The sequence below is a fragment of the Halomonas nitroreducens genome (assembly GCF_003966155.1).
Classification (GTDB): Bacteria; Pseudomonadota; Gammaproteobacteria; order Pseudomonadales; family Halomonadaceae; genus Halomonas; species Halomonas nitroreducens.
Genome location: NZ_RXNS01000016.1, coordinates 17,727 through 42,616, shown reverse-complemented (window position 1 = coordinate 42,616; position 24,890 = coordinate 17,727). Strand labels below are relative to the sequence as shown.

General features: G+C 69.2%; 23 protein-coding genes and 1 riboswitch. Of the genes, 10 read left to right on the top strand and 13 right to left on the bottom strand.

Features of this window, described 5'->3' with window-relative positions; genetic code table 11:
• Window positions 1–5: 5 nt before the first annotated feature.
• From EKG36_RS15745 to EKG36_RS15725, 5 genes are all read right to left on the bottom strand, one after another.
• Window positions 6–620, bottom strand: coding sequence for an FMN-binding negative transcriptional regulator (locus tag EKG36_RS15745; RefSeq protein WP_126485810.1), 615 nt, complete (start codon window positions 618–620; stop codon window positions 6–8).
• Between the two features lie 59 nt (window positions 621–679).
• Window positions 680–1,102, bottom strand: a complete 423-nt coding sequence (locus EKG36_RS15740; RefSeq protein WP_126485808.1) for a GNAT family N-acetyltransferase — start codon at window positions 1,100–1,102, stop codon at window positions 680–682.
• 25 nt (window positions 1,103–1,127) lie between these two features.
• Window positions 1,128–1,970 carry an MOSC domain-containing protein gene (locus EKG36_RS15735; protein WP_126485806.1) on the bottom strand — a complete coding sequence of 281 codons (843 nt, stop codon included), beginning with the start codon at window positions 1,968–1,970 and terminating at the stop codon, window positions 1,128–1,130.
• A 287-nt stretch (window positions 1,971–2,257) separates the two neighbouring features.
• Window positions 2,258–3,337 carry an NAD(P)-dependent alcohol dehydrogenase gene (locus EKG36_RS15730; RefSeq protein WP_126485804.1) on the bottom strand — a complete coding sequence of 360 codons (1,080 nt, stop codon included), beginning with the start codon at window positions 3,335–3,337 and terminating at the stop codon, window positions 2,258–2,260.
• 103 nt (window positions 3,338–3,440) lie between these two features.
• Complete coding sequence (locus EKG36_RS15725) at window positions 3,441–3,737, bottom strand: SDR family oxidoreductase (RefSeq protein WP_126485802.1); 297 nt, start codon at window positions 3,735–3,737, stop codon at window positions 3,441–3,443.
• Window positions 3,738–3,820: 83 nt separating this feature from the next.
• Here EKG36_RS15725 and EKG36_RS15720 point away from each other — a divergent pair, with 83 nt between their 5' ends.
• The 3 genes from EKG36_RS15720 to thpD all read left to right on the top strand — a co-directional run bounded on the left by EKG36_RS15720 (window position 3,821) and on the right by thpD (window position 6,618).
• On the top strand, window positions 3,821–4,735 hold the full coding sequence (locus EKG36_RS15720) for a DMT family transporter (protein WP_126485801.1): 915 nt from the start codon (window positions 3,821–3,823) through the stop codon (window positions 4,733–4,735).
• Window positions 4,736–4,768: 33 nt separating this feature from the next.
• Entirely contained in the window at window positions 4,769–5,539 is a 771-nt protein-coding gene (locus tag EKG36_RS15715) for a Mut7-C RNAse domain-containing protein (RefSeq protein WP_126485800.1), read from the top strand.
• Window positions 5,540–5,667: 128 nt separating this feature from the next.
• The gene (gene thpD, locus EKG36_RS15710; protein WP_126485799.1) at window positions 5,668–6,618 is read left to right on the top strand and encodes an ectoine hydroxylase; all 951 of its coding nucleotides are present in this window, start codon (window positions 5,668–5,670) and stop codon (window positions 6,616–6,618) included.
• Window positions 6,619–6,688: 70 nt separating this feature from the next.
• On the opposite strand, the gene EKG36_RS15705 is transcribed toward thpD, so the two are convergent.
• The 6 genes from EKG36_RS15705 to EKG36_RS15680 form a co-directional block, all read right to left on the bottom strand.
• On the bottom strand, window positions 6,689–7,462 hold the full coding sequence (locus EKG36_RS15705; protein ID WP_126485798.1) for an enoyl-CoA hydratase-related protein: 774 nt from the start codon (window positions 7,460–7,462) through the stop codon (window positions 6,689–6,691).
• Between the two features lie 88 nt (window positions 7,463–7,550).
• Window positions 7,551–8,399, bottom strand: coding sequence for a 3-hydroxyacyl-CoA dehydrogenase NAD-binding domain-containing protein (locus EKG36_RS15700; RefSeq protein ID WP_126485797.1), 849 nt, complete (start codon window positions 8,397–8,399; stop codon window positions 7,551–7,553).
• A gap of 50 nt (window positions 8,400–8,449) precedes the next feature.
• A complete protein-coding gene (locus EKG36_RS15695) occupies window positions 8,450–10,081 on the bottom strand; it encodes an acyl-CoA synthetase (protein WP_126485796.1) in 1,632 nt (543 codons plus the stop codon).
• 86 nt (window positions 10,082–10,167) lie between these two features.
• Window positions 10,168–11,961 (bottom strand): acyl-CoA dehydrogenase, encoded by a 1,794-nt coding sequence (locus EKG36_RS15690; protein ID WP_126485795.1) that lies wholly within the window; start codon window positions 11,959–11,961, stop codon window positions 10,168–10,170.
• 83 nt (window positions 11,962–12,044) lie between these two features.
• Window positions 12,045–13,451 carry an MFS transporter gene (locus EKG36_RS15685; protein ID WP_126485793.1) on the bottom strand — a complete coding sequence of 469 codons (1,407 nt, stop codon included), beginning with the start codon at window positions 13,449–13,451 and terminating at the stop codon, window positions 12,045–12,047.
• A gap of 166 nt (window positions 13,452–13,617) precedes the next feature.
• Complete coding sequence (locus EKG36_RS15680) at window positions 13,618–14,256, bottom strand: class I SAM-dependent methyltransferase (RefSeq protein WP_126485791.1); 639 nt, start codon at window positions 14,254–14,256, stop codon at window positions 13,618–13,620.
• 40 nt (window positions 14,257–14,296) lie between these two features.
• On the opposite strand from EKG36_RS15680, the gene EKG36_RS15675 reads away from it, so the two are divergent.
• The 5 genes from EKG36_RS15675 to thiC all read left to right on the top strand — a co-directional run bounded on the left by EKG36_RS15675 (window position 14,297) and on the right by thiC (window position 19,270).
• Window positions 14,297–14,677, top strand: a complete 381-nt coding sequence (locus EKG36_RS15675) for a VOC family protein (RefSeq protein WP_126485789.1) — start codon at window positions 14,297–14,299, stop codon at window positions 14,675–14,677.
• Window positions 14,678–14,761: 84 nt separating this feature from the next.
• Complete coding sequence (locus EKG36_RS15670; RefSeq protein ID WP_126485787.1) at window positions 14,762–15,142, top strand: DUF4870 family protein; 381 nt, start codon at window positions 14,762–14,764, stop codon at window positions 15,140–15,142.
• 4 nt (window positions 15,143–15,146) lie between these two features.
• Window positions 15,147–16,076: a lysophospholipid acyltransferase family protein gene (locus tag EKG36_RS15665; RefSeq protein ID WP_126485785.1), complete on the top strand. Its 930-nt coding sequence runs from the start codon at window positions 15,147–15,149 to the stop codon at window positions 16,074–16,076.
• Between the two features lie 332 nt (window positions 16,077–16,408).
• Window positions 16,409–17,077: a thiaminase II gene (gene tenA, locus EKG36_RS15660; protein ID WP_126485783.1), complete on the top strand. Its 669-nt coding sequence runs from the start codon at window positions 16,409–16,411 to the stop codon at window positions 17,075–17,077.
• A gap of 89 nt (window positions 17,078–17,166) precedes the next feature.
• A riboswitch (TPP riboswitch) is annotated at window positions 17,167–17,306 on the top strand.
• A gap of 74 nt (window positions 17,307–17,380) precedes the next feature.
• Window positions 17,381–19,270: a phosphomethylpyrimidine synthase ThiC gene (thiC, locus tag EKG36_RS15655; RefSeq protein ID WP_126485781.1), complete on the top strand. Its 1,890-nt coding sequence runs from the start codon at window positions 17,381–17,383 to the stop codon at window positions 19,268–19,270.
• Window positions 19,271–19,583: 313 nt separating this feature from the next.
• Here the strand turns inward: thiC and EKG36_RS15650 are convergent, their stop codons facing one another.
• On the bottom strand, window positions 19,584–20,495 hold the full coding sequence (locus tag EKG36_RS15650) for an HAD-IIB family hydrolase (protein ID WP_185827575.1): 912 nt from the start codon (window positions 20,493–20,495) through the stop codon (window positions 19,584–19,586).
• A 247-nt stretch (window positions 20,496–20,742) separates the two neighbouring features.
• The gene (locus EKG36_RS15645; protein WP_126485779.1) at window positions 20,743–21,255 is read right to left on the bottom strand and encodes a porin family protein; all 513 of its coding nucleotides are present in this window, start codon (window positions 21,253–21,255) and stop codon (window positions 20,743–20,745) included.
• A 205-nt stretch (window positions 21,256–21,460) separates the two neighbouring features.
• Here EKG36_RS15645 and EKG36_RS15640 point away from each other — a divergent pair, with 205 nt between their 5' ends.
• Together EKG36_RS15640 and pta are read left to right on the top strand one after the other, a co-directional pair.
• The gene (locus tag EKG36_RS15640) at window positions 21,461–22,645 is read left to right on the top strand and encodes an acetate/propionate family kinase (RefSeq protein ID WP_126485777.1); all 1,185 of its coding nucleotides are present in this window, start codon (window positions 21,461–21,463) and stop codon (window positions 22,643–22,645) included.
• Entirely contained in the window at window positions 22,642–24,810 is a 2,169-nt protein-coding gene (gene pta / locus EKG36_RS15635; RefSeq protein ID WP_126485775.1) for a phosphate acetyltransferase, read from the top strand. Before EKG36_RS15640 ends, pta begins: the two co-directional genes overlap by 4 nt.
• Window positions 24,811–24,890: the final 80 nt, after the last annotated feature.

The following is a 24,890-nucleotide window of genomic DNA, read 5'->3' as shown; positions in this document are numbered from 1 at the left end:
CGCGCCTACTCACCGGTGCCCAGTCCGGTGCACTGCATGTAGGCGGCCAGGGCCCTGGCACCGCCGTCCGATGCCTCGCTGAGGGCCCGGTAGACACCGCGCTGATCCGCCGGGCGGCGGTGCTGGCCGAGCTTGTGCTTGCCGTCCAGTGAGGTGATCTCGAGCCGGAACCCCACCACGGCCTGGAGCAGTCGCGTTTCGAAATCCACTGGCATCAGCGCCTCGTCATCGAGCAGCGTGGGCTCGTGGACGGCGACCAGCTCACGCACCGCCTGCCGGGTGCCGGCGGCATCGAGCAGGCGAATACGGCCGCGGGCATGGACCACCGCATAGTTCCAGGTCGGCACCGCCGGCCCCTCGGCGTACCAGCGGGGGGAGATATAGGCGTGGGGACCGCTGAACACCACCAGCGCCTCGCCATGGTCGAGGGTACGCCAATGGGGGTTCGCCCGGGCGACATGGCCGTAGAGCGTGCCCAGCTCGCCCTCCTCGCGGCGCAGCACCAGGGGCAGATGGGTGGCCTCGAGGTCCGGGGTCAGAAGGAATCCGAAGGAGTGGGCGTCGATGAAGGCCTGGGCCTCGGCGGCACCGGCCATGCGCAACGTCTCGGGGACATGCATTTGAAACCTCCTTGTGGGTGTCGGGGCGTCCCGGCTTCGGCGGCCGAAACGCCAGCCGCTCACGGGAGCCGGCATTCCATGCCAATCAGCGGCGGCTCGTTCAGGAGCTCGACGAAGCCGTGACGGCGATACAGGCGCACGGCTGGACTGTCGGCGAAGACCTTGAGGCGCAAGGCCGCCTCTCCCCTCCCGCGGACCAGGGCCTTGGCTTGTTCGAGCGCCTGGGTGCCCAGGCCGAGGCCGCGCCGTTCGGCGACCACCTGCAGGTCCTGCAGGTAACTCCGGCCCGCATGACGCAAGAGCCGCAGATAGCCGACGGCCCCCCCGTCGCATCGCAGCAGGTAGTTCTCGCCGCCGGCCCAGTCGGCCGCGAAGCGGGCCGGGTCCCAGGCCAACCCATGTCGGCGGTAGGCCTCGGCCATGTTGTCCCGGACCAGGGCCCCGGCCCAGTCCCGATCCCGAGCGCTCGCCACCTCGAGCATCCAGTGCCTCCTGGCCGCCTGCGGGTCAGCGGCAATGAACCGTCAGAGGGTCGCCGACGCCGATCGCCCGGCCCGCGCCGTCGAGCAGGATGGCATTCTGGCCGAAGTAGGCACCCTGCCAGCCTGGCTGGGTATCCATCGCCACCAGGGTCCTGAGGGGTTCCCTGGGTACCGGTGCCTCGCCGGTGTGCTGGTCCTGGGTGATGATCTTGCAGCGCTTGCAGGGCTTGCGCAGGCCCAGCCGATAGCCTGCCTCACCGGCCTCGAGTTCGTCCCATTGCCCCTCGGCGAAGGGCATGGTGCCCTCCACCACCACGTTTGGCCGGAAGCGGCTCATGGGGACCGTCTCGAGTCCCTGGGCCGCGAGTCGCTCGTTCAGCGCCTTGAGGGAGGCCTCGCAGGCCACCAGGAAGGGGTAGCCGTCCGGGAAGGCGGTATCGGCCCGTTCGCCACGCTCGACTCTGAGATAGTCCGTCTCCACCTCACGGCGATGATCGCCGGGGAAGCGGACCAGCCGCAGGTCCCGGCCCAGCACCTCGGTGAGCCAGCGGGACGCCGCCTCGCCCTCGTCCAGGGCCTCGCAGGTGTCCTGCCAGATGCGCACGGCACACCGCGGCTGCGCCGTCGTCTCCAGGGGGACGATCAGGGGGGCGGTCCGGGGATGTTCCAGCACCAGCGCCTCGTCGGTCAGCCGCACGGCCACCCTCGCCATTGCCGGCAGCTCGCGCTGAGTGACGAAGCGTCCCCGGCCGTCGACGACCATCCAGTGGCGGTCGAAGGCCAGACCTCGCGGGGTAAGCAAGGTCCGCTCCAGGGCGATGCCGCGCAGCGACTTGACTGGATAGATATTGAGCTGGGTGATACGCATCCTTGCCTCCCTGGCATTCACGAAGTCTCCCACTCTAGCAGGCCGATGCCGAGGATTCCGCCCGGCAGCGAGCGCGCGCGCCCACCGCGATCTCGGCATACAGCATCGCGGTGTCGAAGAGCGGCACCGGCGTGGCGGGCTGGCTCACCGGAAGGGCGGATTACCGCATCGGCGTCCCGTCCGCGCAGTGGCTCGACGATGACGTCGGCGAGGTGCGGCAGCGAACCTCGAGGGCCACCTCACTAGCGGTGATCCCTCCTGGATACCTGGCTGAGCCGCCCAGGGCCTTAGCCGGCCCGGATGGCGACCTTCAACACCCCGTCGCGCTGATGGGCGAAGAGGTCATAGGCCGCGGCGATGTCCTCCAGAGCATAGTGATGCGTGACCATCGGGCCCAGGTCCAGGCGCCCGGTTTCGATCACGCCCATCAGCCGGCGCATGCGCTCCTTGCCGCCGGGGCACAGCGAGGTGACGATGCGATGGTCGCCGAGACCGGCGCGGAAGGCCTCCAGCGGGATGGTCAGGTCCTCGGCGTAGACGCCGAGGCTGGAGAGCGTGCCGCCGGGCTTGAGCACGCGCAGGGCGTTCGCGAAGGTGGTCTGCAGCCCCAGTGCCTCGATGGCGGCATCCACGCCGCGGCCGCCGGTGAGACGCAGGATTTCGCCGACCACATCCACCCGCCGGTGGTCGAGCACCACGTCGGCCCCCAACTGGCGTGCCATCGCCAGACGCTCGTCCACGCCATCCACGGCAATGATCAGCCCGGCACCCCGCAGCCGGGCCCCGGCGGTGGCACACAGCCCGATGGGCCCCTGGGCGAACACCGCCACCGAGTCGCCGATCCGGATATTGGCCGATTCCGCCCCGGCGAAGCCGGTGGACATGATGTCGGGACACATCAGTACCTGTTCGTCGCTGAGACCATCGGGCACCGGGCTGAGGTTGGCCTGGGCATCCGGCACGCGCAGGTACTCGGCCTGGGCGCCGTCGATGGTGTTCCCGAACCGCCAGCCACCCATGGGCTTGTAGCCATGGCCGTGGTGGCCACCGTCCTGGGCGCTGCAACCGTCCTGGCAGGCGTAGGAGGTGAAGCTCGGGCAGATGGCACCGGCAATCACCCGCTGGCCCTCCCGGTAGCCCTGGACGTTGGCGCCGAGCTTCTCGATCACGCCCACCGGCTCGTGACCGATGGTCAGCCCAGGCTCCACTGGGTACTCGCCCTTGAGGATATGCACGTCAGTGCCGCAGATGGTGGTGGTGGTCACGCGGACCAGGGCATCGTCGGGCCCGATATCGGGGACCGGCTTGTCGTCGATCTCGATGCGGCCGGGCTCGAGGAAAACGGCGGCTTTCATCATGGCAGGCATGGGCGACTCCTCCTTGAGGGTTGGGATCGCCATCACACCATAGGCTTCGGCCATGACCCTTGCGTTGCATCAAGTCCGGCACAGATGGCTGAGTCTGGCGGTATCAGTTGTCGTCGCTGTGACGGTACAGCGAGCGTTGCGGCCGCACCGTCAGCTCCACCCCCATGGCCGTCATCTCGGCGATATCACTTACGCGGATCAACCTTGCCGAGTCGAGACGCTCGGCGGCGGTGAGCTGGGAGTGCACGAAACCGGGATGGATCGGGATGACGCCGACACTGCTTTCACGGACCTCCTCGAACAACGCCTTGGCAAGCCACTCGAGGCCGTGGGCGGCCCCGGCATGAATAACATCCCCTCGGCTCTCAGCGAAGTGCGAGCCGAGCATCGTGACCCCCACGGCAGGCCCTTCCCGCGGTCGGGGGAAACACCTACCCTGCCCATTCATCGCCACCCCGCCATCGCCACGATCAAGGATCCTGTATGTCACCGGCCGATACCCTTCGCCTGATTCTGCTCTCCTCGCTGTGGGGGATGTCGTTCATCTTCATGCGCGTGGCCGTCCCCGAGTTCGGCCCGGTGTCCTTGATCCTGGTGCGCATGGGCGTGGGCGCGCTGCTGATGCTGCCGCTGCTGCTGGGGCGGCACTACCTGCGCCAGGTCTGGGAGAACAAGGGCAAGCTGCTGATCCTCGGCCTGGTCAACCATGTGCTGCCGTTCTCGCTGCTGGCACTCGCCACCACGCGGCTGGAGGCCGGCTTCACCTCGCTGATCAACGCCACCACGCCGCTGTTCACCGCCCTGCTGGGGGCACTGTTCTTCGCGACGCCCGTGCAGGGCCGCCAGTACCTGGGCCTGGCGCTGGCCTTCCTCGGCGTCTATGTACTCACCGCCGACCGGCTGGACTTCGCCCTGGGCGGCGATGGCTGGTTCATCCTCGCCGTGCTCGGCGCCACCTTCTGCTACGGCATCGCCACCAACTTCTCCAAGACCTACCTGACCCACCTGCCGGTGCGGGTGCTGGCCGCCGGCAGCTGTGCCATGTCGGCGCTGATCCTGCTGCTGCCCGGCCTGTGGCTGTGGCCGGAGGCCCCCATCAGCGCCCTGGGCTGGGCCAACGGCCTGGCGCTGGCGGTGTTCAGCACCACCGTGGCCTTCCTGCTCTACTTCACCCTGATCGCCAGCGCCGGGGCCACCGCCACCTCCACCGTCACCTTCCTGGTGCCGGTCAGCGCCCTGTTGTGGGGGTACCTTCTGCTCGAGGAGACCCTGAGCCTGCAGGTCCTCGCCGGCATGGCCATCACCCTGGCCGGCACGGCCATCGCCACCCGCATGATCCGGCTGCGCCGTCCGGCGCCGCGCTGCGTTGAGTCCCCCGGCGGCAAGCACCTAGACTGAGGCCGAGCTCCCCCTGGCCGTCGGGGCCGTGCCATGGCTATCGCCCGCTTCCGCTTCCATGCCGAGCTGAACGATTTCCTGCCGCCACAACGGCGGGAGCGCCGCTTCGCCTATCCGTTCGATCGCCAGGCCGCCATCAAGGATGCCATCGAGGCCCTGGGCGTGCCCCACCCCGAGGTGGACATCATCCTGGTAGACGGCGCATCAATGGCCTTCGACTACCGTCTCCGGGACGGCGATCGCGTGGACGTCTATCCCGCGGACGTGGCCATGCCGGTCATCGCCCCGCATCACCTGCGTCCGTCCCTGCCGCATCCCCTGCGCTTCCTGCTCGACGTCCACTTGGGCCGCCTGGCCCGCTACCTGCGCCTGCTGGGCTTCGACTGTCGCTATCGCAATCATGCCGGCGACGCCGAGCTGGCCGCCCAGGCCGAGCGGGAGGGGCGTATCCTGCTGACCCGAGATCGCAACCTGCTCAAGCGCAAGCGCGTCGCTCTCGGTCGCTGCGTGCGGGCCGACGATCCCTTCGTCCAGCTCGAGGAGGTCGCCCGCGCCTTCGCGCTGCTCGACGAACTGGCCCCCTTCACGCGCTGCACTCGCTGCAACGGGCGTCTCGAGGCCGTGGACAAGGCCGCGGTGGACCATCGCCTCGAGCCACTGACCCGCCGCTACGTGGACACCTTTCTGCAATGCGAGGCCTGTGGCCAGGTCTACTGGCACGGCAGCCATGTGCCCCGCATGGAGACCCTGGTCGAGCGGCTCAGGCAACGCCTTGAAATGCCCGCCCACCAGCCACCACAGTAGTCAGTAGCCCCGCACCTCAGGGACAGAGCCCGGATCCGCCAACCATGGGGGCTCGCCAGCAGGGTCGTCACCTTGCTTTGGCCCCTATCCCGCCAGCGCTTGCCCCGACAAGCCAGGAGGCAGAGAAGATGAGTGATCGCGAGGATCACTATCCGACCCGGCTCAGCACCCCCAGGGCCGCCCTTCCCCGCAACGAGCCGATCGTCCACGCCCGCAACCAATACCGCTGGGACGGCCCCCTGGACGAGGTGGCCCTGTCGCGCTATGAGCGGGACGGCTTCCTGTGGTTCAACGGCTTCTTCTCCCGGGACATCACCGAGCCCTTCTTCGAGGAACTTCGCGAGATGGCCCGGGATGACGCCCTGATGGACTCCGAGCGGGTCATCAAGGACCCCCACAGCGGCGCCATCCGCTCGGTGTTCGGCATGCACGAGCTCTCCGCGCGCTTCGATCGCCTGACCCGGGACCCGCGCATCCTCGGCATGGTGCGCCAGCTGCTCGGCAGCGAAGTCTATATCCATCAATCCCGTATCAACGACAAGTTCGGCTTCCAGGGCAGCGGGTTCGACTGGCACTCCGACTTCGAGACCTGGCATGCCGAGGACGGTATGCCGCGGATGCGGGCAGTGAGCGCTTCCTTGATGCTCACCGACAACAACGAGTTCAACGGGCCGCTGATGCTGATCCCCGGTTCCCACCGCTCCTTCGTACCCTGTGTGGGGGAGACGCCGGAGATGAACTGGAAGGAATCCCTGAAGGCCCAGACGATCGGCGTGCCGGACAAGTCGGCCCTGGCGCAGCTGGCCGAGCATGGCGGTATCCAGGCCCCCAAGGGGCCGGCGGGCTCGCTGCTGCTGTTCGAGTGCAACACCCTGCATGCCTCGAACGAGAACATGTCGCCCTGGCCGCGCTCCAACCTGTTCTTCGTCTACAACAGCGTGGGCAATACGCTGGAGGAACCGTACGCGGCGCCCATGCGGCGGCCCGAGTTTCTGGGGGCCCGGGAGAACACCGCCGCGATGACCATGCACGACGCCTTCCCCGAATTGGCAGGACAGGGCGTCGCCCCCCTGTCCTGATCCCGGACGGATACGCCAGCGGCCGTGGTGTCGCCACCACGGCCGCCTCTTCCACGCCGGCTCGAACGGATCAGAAGTTCGGTTTGCGCTTCTCGACGAAGGCGCTCATGCCCTCCGTCTGCTCCTCGCCGGCGAAGCACAGCGCGAACAGGCTGGTCTCCAGCGCCAGGGCGCTGTCGAGGTCCTGGTCCATGCCGTCGTGCACCGCCTGCTTGGCACCGCGCACCGACTGCGGACCATTGCCGCCCAGCTGCTTGGTCAGTTCGGCGACATAGTCCTCGAGCTCGGCCTGGGGCATCACCCGGTTGACCAGGCCGATGCGCAGCGCCTCATTGGCATCGATCTTGCGGCCGGTGGTGACCAGGTCCAGGGCCATGGCCGGACCGACCCGGCGCGGCAGGCGCTGGGTGCCACCGAAGCCCGGGATCACGCCGAGCAGCACCTCGGGCTGACCAAAGACGGCGTTATCGCTGGCCACCGCCCAGTCACAGGCCAGGGCCAGCTCGCAGCCGCCACCCAGGCAGAAGCCGTTGACCAGGGCCACCACCGGCACCGGCAGGGTCTCAAGCCGCTTGATGGTGCGCAGGGCCTGGCCGGCGAAAGCCCGCGCCTGCTCCGGGGTCTTGTCCTTCATCTCGGCGATGTCGGCGCCGGCGACGAACGACTTCTCCCCGGCCCCGGTGATCAGCACGGCGCGCAGGTCGTCGCGGGCCTCCAGCTCGACCAGGACCTTCTCTAGCCCGGCGATCACCTCGCTGTTCAGGGCATTGAGCGCCTTGGGACGGTTGATGGTCAGGCGCACGATACCGGCGGTGTCCTGTACCTCGATCAGCTGCTCGCTCATGGGGGGCCTCCTCGGCGTGTCTTGGGATGGACTACCGCCCCACCCTAGCGAACGCTAGGTTGGGCGGCAATCCCGCCTTTTGTCGGCTTCACGAATAGGTATGGAAGCCACGGCCGCTCTTGCGACCCAGATAGCCGGCATCGACCATGCGCTTGAGCAGCGGGCAGGGGCGGTACTTGGGGTCGCCGAAACCATCCTGCAGCACCTCCATGATCGCCAGGCAGACATCCAGCCCGATCAGGTCGGCCAGGGCCAGCGGGCCGAGGGGATGGGCGGCGCCGAGCTTCATGGCCTGATCCACGGCCTCGGGGGTGGCCGCCCCCTCCTGGACCAGGAAGGCCGCCTCGTTGATCATCGGCACCAGCAGGCGATTGACCGCGAACCCCGGGGAGTCGCCCACCGGCACGGCGGTCTTGCCCAGCGCCTCGGCCAGCGCCTCGATGCGCGCCACCGTGGCGTCGCTGGTCTGTTCGGCGCGAATCACCTCGACGAGGCCCAGCACCGGAACCGGGTTGAAGAAGTGCATGCCCACCACACGCTCGGGACACTCGCAGACGGCGGCGAGGCGGGTCAGCGACAACGAGGAGGTGTTGGAGGCGAGGATGGCATCGCCGGTCAGGTGGCTGAGGTCGCGGAACAGCTTCTCCTTGAGCGCCGGCTGCTCCGGGGCCGCCTCGATGATCACCTCGCAATCGGCCAGGGCATCCAGCGCCGTGCTGGTCGCCAGCCGGTCCAGGGCGGCGTCCTTGTCGGCCTCGGCCAGCTTGCCCTTGGCCACCAGCTTGCCCAGTCCCTTGTCGATGGCGCCTCGGGCACGCTCGAGCTGGGTGTCGGCCACGTCGTAGAGCTGCACCGGGAAGCCGCTGGTGACCAGCACCTGGGCGATGCCCTGTCCCATGGTCCCGGCGCCGACCACGCCGATCGGTTGTTGGCTCATTGCTGCACTCTCCTGTTCAGGTGATGGGACCCTCTGTCGAGTCCTGCAGGTTACCGGTTACGCGCCTTCTCGCGCAGCACGAACTTCTGGATCTTGCCGGTGGAGGTCTTGGGCAGCTCGGTGAAGATCACCGTCTTCGGCGCCTTGAAATGGGCCAGCCGCTCCCGGCAATGGGCGATGATCTCCGCCTCGCCGACGTCCTCGCAACCGGCCTTGAGCTTGACGAAGGCACAGGGCGTCTCGCCCCACTTCTCGTCCGGGCGTGCCACCACCGCGGCCTCCTCCACCGCCGGGTGAGCATAGATGGCGTCCTCCACCTCGATGGTGGAGATGTTCTCGCCGCCGGAGATGATGATGTCCTTGGCGCGATCCTTGATCTCGAGGTAGCCGTCGGCATGCCATACGGCCAGGTCGCCGGTGTGGTACCAGCCCCCCGCCAGGGCCTCGCGGGTCGCGTCCTCGTTCTTGAGATAGCCCTTCATCACGTTGTTGCCGCGCATCAGGATCTCGCCAACGGTAGTGCCGTCCTTGGGCACCGGTTCCAGGTTCTCCGGGTCGACCACGCAGAGGGCCTCGAGCATGTGGTAGCGCACCCCCTGACGGGCCTTGAGCCGGGCGCGCTCCTCCGGCGGCAGCGCGTTCCAGGCCTCGTGCCAGGCACAGACCGTGACCGGCCCGTAGACCTCGGTGAGGCCGTAGACATGAGTCACCTCGATGCCCAGGGCCTCGACCCCGGCGATCACCGAGGCGGGCGGCGGCGCTCCCGCGGTGGTCACCTTCACCGGGTGGTCGAAGTCGCGCTTCTGCTCGTCGGGCAGGTTGACCAGGCCGTTGAGGATGATCGGCGCACCGCTGAAGTGCGTCACGCCCTCGTCGGCGATCAGGTCCATGACCCTCCCGGCCTCGACCCGGCGCAGACAGACGTTGACGCCGGCATGGGCGGCGATGGTCCAGGGGAAGCACCAGCCATTGCAGTGGAACATCGGCAGGGTCCAGAGGTAGACAGGGTGATGGGGCATGGCCCACTCGAGGAGGTTGCTGACCGCGTTCAGGTAGGCACCGCGGTGATGGTAGACGACCCCCTTGGGCTTGCCGGTGGTGCCGGAGGTGTAGTTCAGCGAGATCGCCTGCCACTCGTCGTCGGGCAGCCGGTAAGGATGCTCGGGGTCGCCTTCGGCCAGCAGTGCCTCGTACTCCAGCTCGCCGATGCGGCGGGGCCCGCCGGCATACTCGGCGTCGTCGACGTCGATGATCAGTGGCTTGCGCGCGAGCTTCGCGACCGCCGCCTCGATCACCTCGCTGAACTCGGGATCGACGAGCACGGCCCGGGCCTCGCCGTGTTCCAGCATGTAGGCGATGGCCTCGGCATCGAGGCGAATGTTCAGGGTATTGAGCACGCAACCGGCCAGGGGCACGCCGAAATGGGCCTCGAACATGGCGGGCACGTTGGGCAGCATGGCGGCCACGGTGTCCCCCGTCTGGAGGCCGCGCGCCAAGAGCGCCGAGGCCAGCCGGCGACAACGAGCCCAGGTGGTGGCCCAGTCGCGTCGGATATCGCCGTGGACCACCGCCGGATAGTCGGGATAGATGGCGGCACTGCGCTCGATGAAGGTCAGCGGCGAGAGTGCCACGTAGTTCGCCGGGGTCTGGGGCAGGCCCTGCTCGAAGATACTGGGGTTCATGACGGCTCCGGGTCGGGTGGGCACCGCCATCGCTGATGGACGGCGCGGGAGGAGAGAGCCGCCGACCAGGGGGCGGCGGCCAGGGCTCAGAGGCTAGTTGGATCGAGGTCGGCGAGGCGCGCCATGCCGGCCTCGATCACCGCGAGCTGGGCGCGGCCCACGGGCAGCCAGTGGCGCAGCGCGAAGTCGGCACTGGCCAGCTTGGCGGGGTAGAAGGGGTCGGCGCTGCCGTCGGCCAGGGCGGCCTCGGCCTTGAGGGCGGCGCGGCCCATCTGCCAGGCACAGAGCACATGCCCGGTCAGCGTCAGGAAGGGGCTGGCATAGGCCTGGATGGCATCCGGGCCGAGCTCGGGGTCGCGGCTCTGCTCCAGCACCAGCGACGCCGCCAGGCGCAAGTCGGCGGCCCCGGCGGCCAGGCTCTCCCCGAGGTAGTGCAGGTCCTCGCTGATGGACAGCGCCCTGGCGGTAGCCTCCACCTCGTCGATCAGGCTGTCGAGGGTGGCACCGCCGTCCCGGGTCAGCTTGCGCCCGGCCAGGTCCAGGGCCTGGATGCCGTTGGTGCCCTCGTAGATGGGCGCGATGCGGGCATCGCGCAGCAGCTGGGCGGCCCCGGCCTCCTCTACATAGCCCATGCCGCCGTGGACCTGTACCCCCAGGGAGGCGATGTCCACGGCCTGGTCGGTGGAGAACGCCTTGACCACCGGGATCAGCAGGTCGACCCGGGCCTGGGCGGCATGGCGCGTCTCGGCGTCCCGGGCATGACGTGCCGCGTCCATCTGCGCGGCGCAGGTCAGCGCCAGGGCGCGCAGGGCGTCGGTGCGGGACCGCATGGAGAGCAGCATGCGCTTGACGTCCAGGTGCTCGGCAATGGCGCACTCCTGGCCGCCCCGGGCCCTGGAGCGGCGTCCCTGGACACGCTCGAGGGCATAGGCCAGAGCCTGCTGGCAGGCCCGCTCGGCCACGCCGATGCCCTGGATGCCGACCTTGTGGCGGGCCTCGTTCATCATGGTGAACATGTGATTCAGGCCGCGGCCGAGCTCGCCGACCAGGTAGCCGATGGCGCCGCCCTTCTCGCCGAAGCTCAGGGTGCAGGTCGGCGAGCCATGGATACCGAGCTTGTGCTCGAGGGCGGCGCAGGTCACGTCGTTGCGCTCGCCAAGGGAGCCGTCGTCGTTCACCAGGAACTTGGGCACCAGGAACAGCGAGATGCCCCGGTTGCCCTCCGGGGCATCCGGGGTTCGCGCCAGCACCAGGTGCAGGATGTTCTCCGCGCAGTCGTGCTCGCCCCAGGTGATATAGATCTTCTGGCCGCTGAGCCGGTAGTGGTCTCCCTCGGGGACCGCCCGGGTGCGTACCCGGGAGAGATCCGAGCCTGCCTGGGGCTCGGTGAGGTTCATGGTGCCGGTCCAGCGGCCCTCGACCAGCGGCGCCAGGTAGCGGGCCCGCTGTGCCGCACTGCCATGATGGGCCAAGGCCTCGATGGCGCCGGCGGTGAGCATGGGACACAGGCCCAGTGCCATGTTGGCGCCATGCAGCATCTCCTGCACAGCGCTGGCCACCACCTCGGGAAGCCCCTGGCCGCCCAGCGCCTCGGCGACCCCGATACCGTTCCAGCCGCCCTCGGCATAGGCGCGATAGGCCTCGGCGAAGCCATCCGGCACGGCGACCCCACCGTCGTCACGCCGCTGGCAGCCCTGGCGATCACCGCTGGCATTGAGCGGCGCCCAGACCTCGCCGGCGAGCCGGGCGGCCTCCTCCAGCACCGCTTCAACCAGTTCGGGACTGCTCTCCTCGAAACCGGGCAGCGAGAGCGAATCGTGCTCGAGGAGTTCCTCGAGCACGAAGCGGACGTCGCGAACGGGGGCAGTGAAGGGGGTCATGGCAGCACCTCAGGAAAAAAGATACCGGCGATAGTAGATTCACTACTTTTCGTTAACCATTAGCCCTAGGTCGCATGCGCACCTCACGCCCGCGAGGCGCCGGCCACGCCCTCCTGTCCCGGCGCGTCCGGGGCCGTCCCGTCATCCTCGTAGTAGACGATATGCGCCTCGTCGGGGGGCGGCGGCCCCACCAGAGGTTCGGCCACCTCCACGTCGGGCACGGCCCCGGACAGGTCCTCCACGTGCTCGTGCTCCAGGGCGCCCTGCACCCACTCCTCGGTCACCGACAGCTCGGCCCCCGCGGCGCTCAGTGGCGTGGTGGGCGAGAAGGGCGCCACCGGCACCGGCGCCGGCCGCACGCTGCGCCGCCAGCCGAAGAAGCCGACCAGGATCAGGCCCAGGGCGCCGAGCGACCAGAACAAGCCGGCATCGCCGACCACAGTCATCACCGGGGTGATGACCGGCGGGCTCAGCGTCGAGCCGATGGCGTTGATCAGCAGCAGGCCCTGACTCATGCGCACCAGGGCACCGGCCGGGGCGCGGTCGGCAGCATGGCCGACCGAGACCGGGTACAGGGAGAAGACCCCGCCCCCGAGCAGGAACAACAGGGCGGCCAGCCCCCAGGGCGGCAGCGGCAACCAGAGGATGCCGGCGGAGATCAGGGCGCAGAAGGCGCCGATCAGGATCAACACCATCTGGCGATCATGGCGATCCGACCAGCGCCCCACCGGGTACTGCAACAGCATGGCGCCGAGGACCATCACCGCCATCAGCTGGCCGACTCGATCCACCGTAAAGCCGGTCCGCTGCAGGTAGAGCGGCAGCAGGGTGTAGACCGCCGCCACGGCCAGTCCCGAGCCAAAGCTGCCCATCACCCCGGTGGGCGTCAGGGTGATCAGGCGCAACGGCGAGAGCGGCTCGGCCTTGTCGAGCAGCGGGGTGACCCGGGGGAGCATGGCCATGGGCAGCACCGACAACGAGGCCAGCAGGCCGATCACCATGAACGGCGCCGTGGGGCCCATGGCCTGGGTGACCCCGAGCAGCAGCTGGCCCAGCACCCCGGCGGCGTAGATGGCGATCATGTACAACGCCAGCAGCCGGCCCCGTACCTGGGCGTCGCCAGCGGCCAGCAGCCAGCTCTCGATGACCAGGAAGACGCCCACCGTGGCCCAGCCGCCGATCAGACGCAGCACGAACCAGGCCACGGGCTCGAAGACCAGGCCCTGCAGCAGCACCGTGACCGCCACCAGGGAGGCGAAGCTGCCGTAGGCTCGGATATGGCCGATGGCCAGCAGCAGGCGGTCGTTGAGCATCGCCCCCAGTGCCAGGCCAATGAAGTAGGCAGACGACACCCAGCCGATCACCACCGGCGATTCTCCGGCAGCATCGAGGCGCAGGGTGATCAGGGTCGCCAGAAAGCCATTGCCGATCCCCAGAATGAACAGCCCCAGCAGGGGTGCCAGGGCCATGAGCAGTAACTGCCGGGACATCAGCGGAACCTCGCGACGGACCATGTGACGCGCGCCGCCGCAGCCGCGCAGGGAGAAGATTCTGCGCCCGAATATACGCTCGGCGCCGGTCGCCGCCAATCCCCCCACACTCTGGCGCAAGGAGTTTTTTTCTTTCGATAACGGCATGTTATCGAAACTTGATCGATCATCGACGCTGCAGCAATACGACGTCGCTGGCGGGAAAGAGCACGTGCATGTCGAGACGCCTGGCGAGCCAGCTAAAGGTGGCCTCGCTGAAGAAGCACACATGGGTGGGATCGAGGATGTAGTGCCAGCCGGCGAAGGCCTCGGGAGTATCGACCCGCTTGGTCATCAGCCCCAGCCAGCCCCCCGGGGCCAGGCGACCGGCCAGCCGCTCGAGTTCGCGGCCGGGGGCGTAGAGGTGCTCGACCACCTCGGTGGCGGTAATAAAGTCGTAGCGATGCTCGAGCACCCCCGGGTCGGGCGCGTAGAAAGGATCGTAGATCGCCATGGGATGGCCGGCCTCCTCGAACATCACCGAGAGGGTGGGGCCGGGACCGGCACCGAAATCGAGCCCCCGGGCCCCGGGCCCCAGCCGGGCAACCAGGGGCGCGAAGAGCCTCGACAGGAAGCGCCGGTAGCCGGCATCGTCCGGGGAGTTCTGGTGCCGGTCGTAGACCGCCTTCTCGTCGGCCGGCGCGAGGCGCTGGTGGGAAGGCACGAAGACCAGCGCGCATTCCCGGCAGGCCAGGTAGTCGCGCCGCGCATCGCGGTGGTAGGGGGCGGTCTCGGGGGATGCGCATAGCGGACAGGACTGCATCATCGTATTCTCTGAACCAGATCACTCTTCCAAGGAGACATCCATGCTGTCAGGTCTGGACCATTTGGTCATTACCGTGACCGACATATCCCGCGCCGTGGACTTCTATACCCGGGTGCTGGGCCTCGACGTGCGCTACCGGGACCAGGAACGCGTCGACCTGATGCTCGGGGACATGGCCCTGCGCCTGCACTGGACCGCCACCGACATCCAGCCCCGGGCCGCCACGCCGACGCCGGGCAGCCTCGACCTGTGCCTGCGCAGCCGGCTGCCCCTCGACGAGGTCCGCCGGCACCTGGAGGCCCTGTCCGTCGAGGTGGAACTGGGACCGGTGACCCGCCAGGGCGCTCATGGCGAGCTCGAGTCCCTCTACCTGCGCGACCCGGACGGCAACCTGCTGGAGATCAGTCGTCCCGTGCGCTGACCTGCCGCCTCGGTGGCATCATGCCCCTCAGCGGGTATCATGTGGCAAGTCGCTGTCCCGCTCCATCACCCTCAAGGACGACCGATGAACGAGAACCAGACCGACCATCGCGATCCCGTGGTCGCCGAGTCCAACCCGTCGCCCGACACCACCATGGCCATGGTGATCTATGCCCTCTACCTGGCCAGCTTCGTGGTGGGCTTCACCTCCCTGGTGGGCGTGGTGATCGCCTATGTCTACCGCGGCAAGGGGCCGGAGTGGCTGGACGAGCACTATCGCTACCAGATCCGCACCTTCTGGATCGGCCTGCTCTACGGCGCCGTCGCCGCCCTGCTCACCCTGATCGTGATCGGCTTCCCGCTGCTGGTCGCCCTGGCCGTGTGGCTGATCATCCGCTGCGTCAAGGGCTTCAAGGGCCTGCAGGAGAAGCGCGCCCCGGACAACCCGGACACCTGGCTGGTCTGAGGCCATGGCAGCAACGCAGACCAAGGCCGGCCGCCATCAGGCTCGCGCCGTCGTCACCCTGTGGCACTGGCTGTCCGCCTGGCGGCCGGCCCCGTTGTGGCGGCTGGCCCGCCTCGCCGGCCCCCTCGTCCAGGCCATCAGCCCCCGGGAGCGACGGGTCACCCGGGTCAACCTGGCCCAGGCCTACCCCGCGCTGGACGAGACCCAGCGCCGGCGCCTGGCCCGGGACAGCCTGACCCATTCCAGCGCCACCATGCTCGAGCTGGGCTTTGCCTGGATGGGTGACCCGCAACGCGTCGCGGCCTCGATCCTCGAGGTCCACGGCCGCGAGCTGCTCGACGAGGCGCGCGCCGAGGGCCGCGGCGTGATCGTTCTGGCCCCGCATTTCGGCAACTGGGAAATCCTCAATTTCTGGCTGTCGAGCCACTTCCCCTTCACCGCCATGTACGAGCCGCCCAAGCTCGCGGCCCTGGACCCGGTGACCCGCCAGGGCCGCGAGCGCCAGGGAGCCCGCCTGGTGCCCACCAATCCCCGTGGCGTGGCGGCCCTGCTCAAGGCGCTGAAGGGCTGCGAGGCGGTGGGCATCCTTCCCGACCAGGAGCCGGACTGGGGCAGCGGGGTCTTCGCGCCCTTCTTTGGTCGCCCGGCCTACACCGCCACCCTGCTGCCCAAGCTGGTCGCGCGCACCGAGGCCCGGGTGGTCACCGGCGTCGCCCGGCGCCTGCCCGGGCGCGGCTTCGCCCTGCACTTCCTGGCCGCCGACCCGCGGGTCTACGACGCCGACGAGGCCACTTCCGCCGCCGGCGTCAACGCCAGCGTGCAGGCGGCCATCGCCCTGGACCCGGCCCAGTACCAGTGGGAATACAAGCGCTATCGCAAGGTCCCCGAGCGCGAGGCAGGACGCACCGACTGGAAGCGCTTCCGCCTCTACTGAGCCCTGCTGCGCCACTGACCGGCTGCACGCCAGCCCCGGCGGGACCGCTGTCCTGCCGGGGCTGGCATTGCCCACCCAAGCTGCTAGACTGGCCCCACTCGCTTGACGGGGTGCCGGTGGAACCGGCTGAGATGGCGCAGGCTCGTGCTCGAAACGAGAGGGCCCAGAGCCGATCCCGTGGAACCTGATCCGGGTGGGTGCGTGGCCGCGGGCCCGCACGTGAACCGGCGTAGGGAATCAGGCGGTGGAGCCGGCGCGCCTCCTTTCCGTCCGGCCCTCCCCCCGTCTCCCGCTTCGCCCGTCCTCCGGATCCCGACCGTATCGGAGGCAAGATGGGCTACCGCTTCAGCGACCTGACCGACGCCTGCCAGCAGGACTGGCGCGCCTACCTCGAACATGACTTCGTGCGCGCCCTGGGTGCCGGCCGACTCGACGAGGACGCCTTCCGCCACTACCTGGAGCAGGACTACCTGTTCCTGGTGCATTTCTCCCGGGCCTACGCCCTGGCCGCTTACAAGAGCCAGACCCTGGCCGAGCTGCGCCATGCCTTCGAGGGCCTGAAGACCATCCTCGACGTGGAACTCGACCTGCATGTCGGCTACTGCCACGAGTGGGGCATCGGCGAGGACGACCTGGCCCGGCTTCCCGAGGCCCGGGCCACCCTCGCCTATACCCGCTACGTGCTCGATACCGGCAGTCGCGGCGACCTGCTCGACCTGCACGTGGCGCTGGCCCCCTGCCTGATCGGCTACGGCGAGATCGCGGCCTGGCTGAACGCTCAGCCCTTCACGGTGCGCGGCGCGGCCAACCCCTATGAGGCCTGGATCGCCATGTACGAGGGCGACGCCTTCCAGGCCGCCATGCACGACGAGCGGGCCTGGCTCGATGCCCGGCTGGCCGAGGTCACGCCGGAGCGCTTCGCGCGCCTGGCGACCATCTTCCGCGATGCCACCCGGCTCGAGATCGACTTCTGGCAGATGGGCCTGGATCGCTCGCTGTAGCGGGCTGGTCCCATTGCTTCCGCGCGGTTGGCGCTGGTCGCGCCGGCCGATGACCGTTACCAAGGAAGGACCGGAGCCCAGGCTCCACCACGCGCTTGACGGGGTGCCGTTGACGACGGCTGAGATCATGCGGCGCGAGGCGCCCGAGCATGGATCCCGTTGAACCTGAACTGGCTAATTCCCTGACCTCGGGGAGGGTACCAGCGTAGGGATCAAGCGACGCCCCGGCCCGGCCGGACGCCGCCCCGCCTACGTCTCCTCCCGATGACAACCACAACCCTGATGGACCCCAAGGAGACTCGCATGGCCAAGACCGATCACTTCCTCGCCGAGAGCGCCCGCGTCGACGAGGCTGCCATCCAGCCGCTGCCCGGCTCGCGCAAGATCTACGTCGAGGGCTCGCGGCCCGACATCCGGGTGCCGTTCCGCGAGATCGCCCTGTCACCGACCCGCACCTCCGGGGCCGACGAGGCCAACCCGCCGCTGCTGGTCTATGACACCTCCGGCCCCTACACCGACCCCGAGGCCGAGATCGACCTGCGCCGCGGCCTGCCCGAACTGCGCCGCGGCTGGATCGCGGAGCGCGGCGATACCGAGTGGCTCGACGGTCCCACCTCCGAGTACGGCCGCCGCCGCGCCAACGACCCCATGCTCGCCCCGCTGCGCTTCGACCTGACCCGCACCCCGCGCCGCGCCAAGCCGGACCGCAACGTCACCCAGCTGCACTATGCCCGCCAGGGCATCGTCACCCCGGAGATGGAGTTCATCGCCATCCGCGAGAACCAGCGCCGCCAGGCACTCGGCACCGAGGAGGTGGAGCGCATCCTCGGCCACCAGCATTCGGGCCAGGGCTTCGGCGCCCGCCTGCCGGAGGAGATCACCCCGGAGTTCGTGCGCGACGAGGTGGCCGCCGGCCGGGCCATCATCCCCTGCAACATCAATCACCCGGAATCCGAGCCGATGATCATCGGCCGCAACTTCCTGGTGAAGATCAACGGCAACCTGGGCAACTCGGCGGTGACCTCCTCCATCGAGGACGAGGTCGACAAGATGACCTGGGGCATCCGCTGGGGCTCGGACACCGTCATGGACCTCTCCACCGGGGCCAACATCCACGAGACTCGGGAGTGGATCATCCGCAACGCCCCGGTGCCGATCGGCACCGTGCCCATCTACCAGGCCCTGGAGAAGGTAGGCGGCGTGGCCGAGGACCTGACCTGGGAGGTGTTCCGCGACACCCTGATCGAGCAGGCCGAGCAGGGCGTGGACTACTTCACCATCCACGCCGGGGTGCTGCTGCGCTATGTGCCGCTGACCGCCAAGCGGGTCACCGGCATCGTCTCCCGGGGCGGCTCGATCATGGCCAAGTGGTGCCTCTACCACCACCGGGAGAGCTTCCTCTACACCCACTTCGAGGAAATCTGCGAGATCTGCAAGCGCTATGACGTCGCCTTCTCGCTGGGTGACGGCCTGCGCCCGGGCTCGGTGGCGGACGCCAACGACGAGGCGCAGTTCGCCGAGCTGGAGACCCTCGGCGAGCTGACCCGCATCGCCTGGCAGCACGACGTCCAGGTGATGATCGAGGGCCCCGGTCACGTGCCCATGCACCTGATCAAGGAGAACATGGACAAGCAGCTCCGCGAGTGCGACGAGGCGCCCTTCTACACCCTGGGCCCGCTGACCACCGACATCGCCCCGGGCTACGACCACATCACCTCCGGCATCGGCGCGGCGATGATCGGCTGGTACGGCTGCGCCATGCTCTGCTACGTGACGCCCAAGGAGCACCTGGGCCTGCCCAACAAGGACGACGTCAAGACCGGCATCATCACCTACAAGATCGCCGCCCATGCCGCCGACCTGGCCAAGGGCCACCCCGCCGCCCAGCGCCGTGACAACGCGCTGTCCAAGGCGCGCTTCGAGTTCCGCTGGGAAGACCAGTTCAACCTGGGCCTGGACCCGGACACCGCCCGGGAGTACCACGACGAGACCCTGCCCAAGGACTCCGCCAAGGTGGCACACTTCTGCTCCATGTGCGGGCCCAAGTTCTGCTCGATGAAGATCAGCCAGGAGGTCCGCGACTACGCCAGCGAGAAGGGCCTCGACGGCGACCGGGACGCCGTGATGCAGGGCATGGAAGAGCAGGCGGAGAAGTTCCGCGAGCAGGGCGCCGAGCTCTACAAGGAGGTATGAGGCCCCGCGGCGGGAGGGCGTCTCCCGCCGCCGTATGCCCGCTGGGACGTCCCCTGCGTGGTCAGGGAAAGTGCCTCACGCGGCGGCCCCCCATGCCCCACGCAGCTCGACCCTGCTGGTCAAGGTGCCCTCCCGGCGGCGGCCCATGAGCCTTATCCGGCCCTCGCCGCTCTCCGAGCGGGAGGGGCCGGCACTGGCCAACAGCGTCGAGGAGCTCAGCGGGTCGCCCTACCTGTCGGCGGTGGTGATCGGCCTCGAGGGCTCGGCGGGGCAGGTTGTGGCAGTCGGTGATGCCCCTTCTGATGGAGGTCGCTTATGCCGGACGCCTCCCCGTGGCCGCCGGGTCAGTGCGGCTCAACGCCGGCCGCGACCGACGTTCGCCTCGCCCCCACCAGTGAGCCACCCCCTCGGCCCAGCCGGCGGGGCCCCGGGCGCGGCTGCGATAGAGCACCGGCTGACGCGGGGTGACCTCGAGGCCATGGCAGCCACGGATCACCACCGCCTGGTCCACCGCCTCGAGCATGGCGATATCGCTGGGGCCGTCGCCCAGCGCCAGGGTCAGGGAACGCACGCCGCGCAGCGCCTCGAGGCGGTCCACCAGCCAGGTCAGGGCACTGCCCTTGTCGACCTCGCCGGTGACATGCCAGAAGTGCCCGCCCCGCACCAGGCGCAGGCCGTCGCCGGCGAGCCCCTCCCGGAACGCAGCCAGGGACGCGTCCGTGTCCTCCCAGACCAGGGGCTCGCTGCCCTCGCGCTTCCTGGCCTGGCCCGCCTCGTGCTCGTCCAGGCCGGTGAAGGCGACCAGCGCGTCGAGCGCCATCTCGCTCATCGCCGTGAAGCGCACGCCCAGTCGTTCCCGCCATACCGACAGGCGCTGACGGATAAAGCCGATGTCGACCCCCAGGGTACGGATCACCAGGCCATCGGGGCCCGGCGTGCGTTCCAGCCGAGCATGGCACCAGGCAGGCGGCAGGCCCACCACCGCGCCGTTCTCGGCGACGAAGGGCGAGGCCGTCAGCCCCAGAGTCCGGCGCAGTGGCAGCAGCTCGCTGCGGGTCTTGCTGCTCACCGGGATGACCGGCACCCCGAATGCCGCCAGGTGTTCCAGCCAGGGGGCGGCCGGCGACCAGTCGTAACTCTGGTGGTCGAGCAGGGAACCGTCGAGGTCGGTGAAGAGCAGTCGCGAGGACGGTGCATCCTCGGGGAACATCCAGTCGGGGGGCATGGCATCACCTTGTGTGTCCCGGTTACAGGCTATGCCCTGCACGGCACGTGCCAGGTTGGGCGCCAGCCCCCGCAGTGCCTCCGCCCATGGCCGTTCGGGGCGGCGCCGTCCGCTGGGATGGCGCCCCGTGCCCGTACGCGTACCCAGACGTCGCGACGCCTGGCGCCCTGCCCCGCCACGACGCACGACGCCCCCGCCGTGACCGGCGGGGGCGTCGCATTGGTGCGCCCTGTGGTGCGGATCGCAATCAGAAGTGGTAGGTGGCCCCGACGCTGACCGCTTCGAAGTCGAACCTCGACTCCTCCAGATAGCGCATGTAGTCGGCATCCACCGAGAGGTTGGGCATCACGGCATAGCTGGCCCCGCCGCCATAGGAGAGGTCACTCTCGGAGTCGTCCGTACCGTCGAACTCGACCTCGGTGGCACCCAGCAGGCCGAAGATCCGGAATTGCGGCGTGACCGGCAGCATGCCCTTGGCGTAGCCGCCGGCCAGGTAGTCGAGGTCCACCGGGCCATCCGAGCCGCCGGTGCCCAGGTGGCCTTCGAGGGCGAAGTAATCGTTGAAGGCCACCCCCGCCCGCACGCGCAGGCCGGTACTGTCGAAATCCCCGCCCCGGCCTTCGGGATCCAGCTGCCAGAACAGGGCATCGGCGCCGAGGTAGGGGCTCGGCTGGTACATCATCGGTCCGCCCTGGGCATGGACGGCCGTCGCGGCGAACAGACAGACCGCGGACACCACAGGAATCGCCACTCTGTTCATGATTCTCCTCCCGTCGGGAAACGATGTTTCCCCATCGCCTATGACAGTCTGGTACAAGGCAGGGCAACCCGCCATGCTGCCTTGATCGATATCAGGGGGAAAGCGGGACGCCCGTCGCGGTCACTGCGGGAAGTCCCTCTCCATGGTAGATTCGAGACCTCGGCCGCCCGCCGCCAGGACGGCCCCGGACACGACAGGAAGCGGCATGCAAGACCCGGTACTGGTGATCAACTGTGGCTCGTCGTCGATCAAGTACGCGCTGGTTCCGAGCGCCCCCCAGGCGCCTCGCCTGGCTGGCCTGGTGGAACGGCTGGGCGCCGTGGATGCCCGCCTCACGGGCACCGACCGCCGGGGCCAGCGCGTTTCCCGCGCCCTGAACGGAGCCGGGTATCACGAGGCCATGTCGGCCATCCAGGAGCAGCTGGAGGGACTGTCGCCGGTCGCCGTGGGCCACCGCATCGTTCATGGCGGCGAGCGCTTCAGCGACGCGACCCTGCTGGACGACACGGTGCTGCGCGGCCTCGAGACGATCAGCGAGCTGGCGCCGCTGCACAACCCCGCCAACCTCGAGGGCGTTGCCGCCACCCGACGGCTGTTCCCGGTGCTGCCTCAGGTGGCGGTGTTCGACACCGCCTTCCACCAGACCCTGCCGCCCCGGGCCTATCGCTATGCCCTTCCCGAGGCCCTCTATCGCAACCAGGGGATCCGCCGCTACGGGTTCCACGGCAGCAGTCATGCCTATGTCAGCCGCCGCGTCGACCGGCTGAGCGACCGCCCCCACGGGGGCTGGCTGATCGCCCACCTGGGCAACGGCTGCTCCACCTGTGCGATCTGGCAAGGCCGCAGCGTCGACACCAGCATGGGGCTGACCCCCCTCGAAGGCCTGGTGATGGGGACTCGCAGCGGCGATGTCGACCCGGGGCTGCACGCCCACCTGTCGCGCCGGCTGGGCTGGTCGCTGGAGCGCATCGACACCCTGCTCAACAAGGAGAGCGGCCTGCTCGGCTTGTCCGGCCTGTCCAATGACATGCGCCGCCTCGAGCAGGCCGCCGCGGAGCACCACGCCGGCGCCACCCTGGCCATCGAGGTGTTCTGCTACCGCCTCGCCAAATCCCTGGCCGCCCTCACCTGCGCCCTGCCCCGCCTGGACGGCATCGTCTTCACCGGCGGCATCGGCGAGAATGCCGCCGCCATCCGCGCCCGAGTGATCGACCAGTTGCCTCACTTCGGGCTGCGCCTCTCGGCCACGGCCAACGCCCGGACCGTGGCGGGTCAGGAAGGCCGCGTCGATGCCGGCGGGTCCCATCCCCAGATCTGGGTCATCCCTACCGACGAGGAGGCGCACATCGCCGCGGAAACCCGCCGATTGCTGGAGACCCCCTGCCCATGAGCCCTGTCGACACCCCGGCCACTGAGCCCCGGACCCTGCTGGTCGTGCCCACTGATGCCGGCGTGGGCCTGACCTCGGCCTGTCTCGGCCTGCTGCGCGCCCTGGACACCCTGGGCCTGCGTATCGGCTTCATGAAGCCCTTCCGTCAGGACGACCTCAACGGGGAGGGACCGGACCGCTCCTCGTCCCTGGTGGCCAGTACCCTGGGCCTGACGCCGCCATTGCCCCTACCCCAGCCGGAGCTCGAGCGACTGCTGCGCGAGGACCGGCTCGACGACCTCATGGAACATGCCGTGGCGCGCCACGCCGAACTGGCCGCCCCGACGGAGGGCGAGCCCGCCGAGCTGATCCTGGTGGAGGGGTTGGCCCCCAGCCTGCATAGCAGCTATGCCACCCGGCTCAACGCCCAGCTGGCCCACGCCCTGGATGCACGCATCATCCTGGTCGCCAATGGCGACCCGGTCGATCCCCAGACCCTGGCCGAGCAGCTGGACATGCATGCCCAGACCTTCGACGGTGACGGGGCGCGACGCATCCTGGGCTGCATGCTGATGCGCCTGCCCTCCCAGGAACAGGCCGCCGCCGAACCGCCGGAGGCCTCGGCCCATCGGGCCCCGGCCATCCTCGCGACCTGGCGACAGCGCCTGGCCAGTCTCGACGCCGAGTCGCCACCGCTGATCGCGGCGGTCCCCTATCACGCCGCTCTGAGTGCCCCGCGGATCCTGGACGTCGCCCGCGCCCTGGATGCGCGCTTCCTCCACGAGGGCGAAGCCGCGACACGTCGGGTGCTGGGCACCAGCCTGTGTGCCCGCAGTGCGGCGCATTCGCTGCATGCCTTCCAGCCGGGGCGGTTGATCGTCACCCCCGCAGATCGCGATGACACCCTGCTGGCGACGGCGGTAGCCACCATGAACGGGGTCCGCCTGGCCGGGCTCTTGCTGACCCATGGCGAGCCCCCCGCGTCAGCGATGATCGACTTCTGCCGCCCGGCCCTGCAGACCGGCCTGCCGGTGCTCGCCGTGGACAGCGACAGCTATACCACGGCCCGTCGACTGGACCAGATGAGTCGTGACATCCCCCGGGACGATCCCGAGCGGGCCGAGCAGGTGACGCGCTTCGTCGCCGACCACCTGGACCTCGACTGGCTCCGCCAGACACTGAGCCAGGGGTTCCCCCATCGGCTGTCCCCGGCGGCCTTCCGTCACCGGCTGGTGCGCATGGCGCAGCGGGTCCCGCGGCGCATCGTGCTGCCCGAGGGGGACGAGCCGCGCACCGTGGAGGCCGCCATCGTCTGCCAGCGCCGCGGCATCGCCGACTGCGTGCTGCTCGGCCAGCGCGAGGCGATCGCCGAGGTAGCCCGCCAGCGCGGTCTGGAACTGCCCGAGGCGCTGGAGATCATCGACCCGGACGGCATCCGCCTGCGCTACGTCAAGCCGATGGTCGCCCGCCGCCAGGGACGGCTCAACGCCCTGACCGCGGAATCCCAGCTCCATGACAACGTGGTACTGGGCACCATGATGCTCGCCGAGGGCAAGGTGGACGGGCTGGTGTCGGGTGCGGTGCATACCACCGCCAATACCGTCCGGCCCGCCTTCCAGCTGATCAAGATGGCCCCCGGGTATTCGCTGGTCTCGTCAGTGTTCTTCATGCTGCTGCCGGACCAGGTGGTGGTCTACGGCGACTGTGCGGTGAACCCCGACCCCGACGCCGAGGCCCTGGCGGAGATCGCCGTGCAGAGCGCGCGCTCCGCTGCCGCCTTCGGCATCGAACCCCGGGTCGCCATGCTCAGCTATTCCACCGGCGAGTCCGGCAGGGGCGTCGACGTCGAGAAGGTGCGCCGGGCCACCCAGCTGGCCCGGCAGCGTGCCCCGGATCTGCTGATCGACGGTCCGCTGCAATATGACGCCGCCGCCATCGAAAGCGTCGGCCGCCAGAAGGCGCCGGGGTCCCCGGTGGCCGGTCGCGCCACGGTGTTCGTGTTCCCCGATCTCAATACCGGCAACACCACCTACAAGGCGGTACAGCGCAGCGCCCGGGTGGTCAGCGTCGGCCCCATGCTGCAGGGCCTGAACAAGCCGGTGAACGACCTCTCCCGCGGGGCCCTGGTCGACGATATCGTCTATACCATCGCCCTGACCGCCATCCAGGCCGGCCAGGGCGCTTGAGCGCCGGCCTCAGGGAAGCAGCACAGTTCCACCTTTCCCCTTCCCCGTTGCCGACCTAGAGTGGAAGCATACTTCGTCTT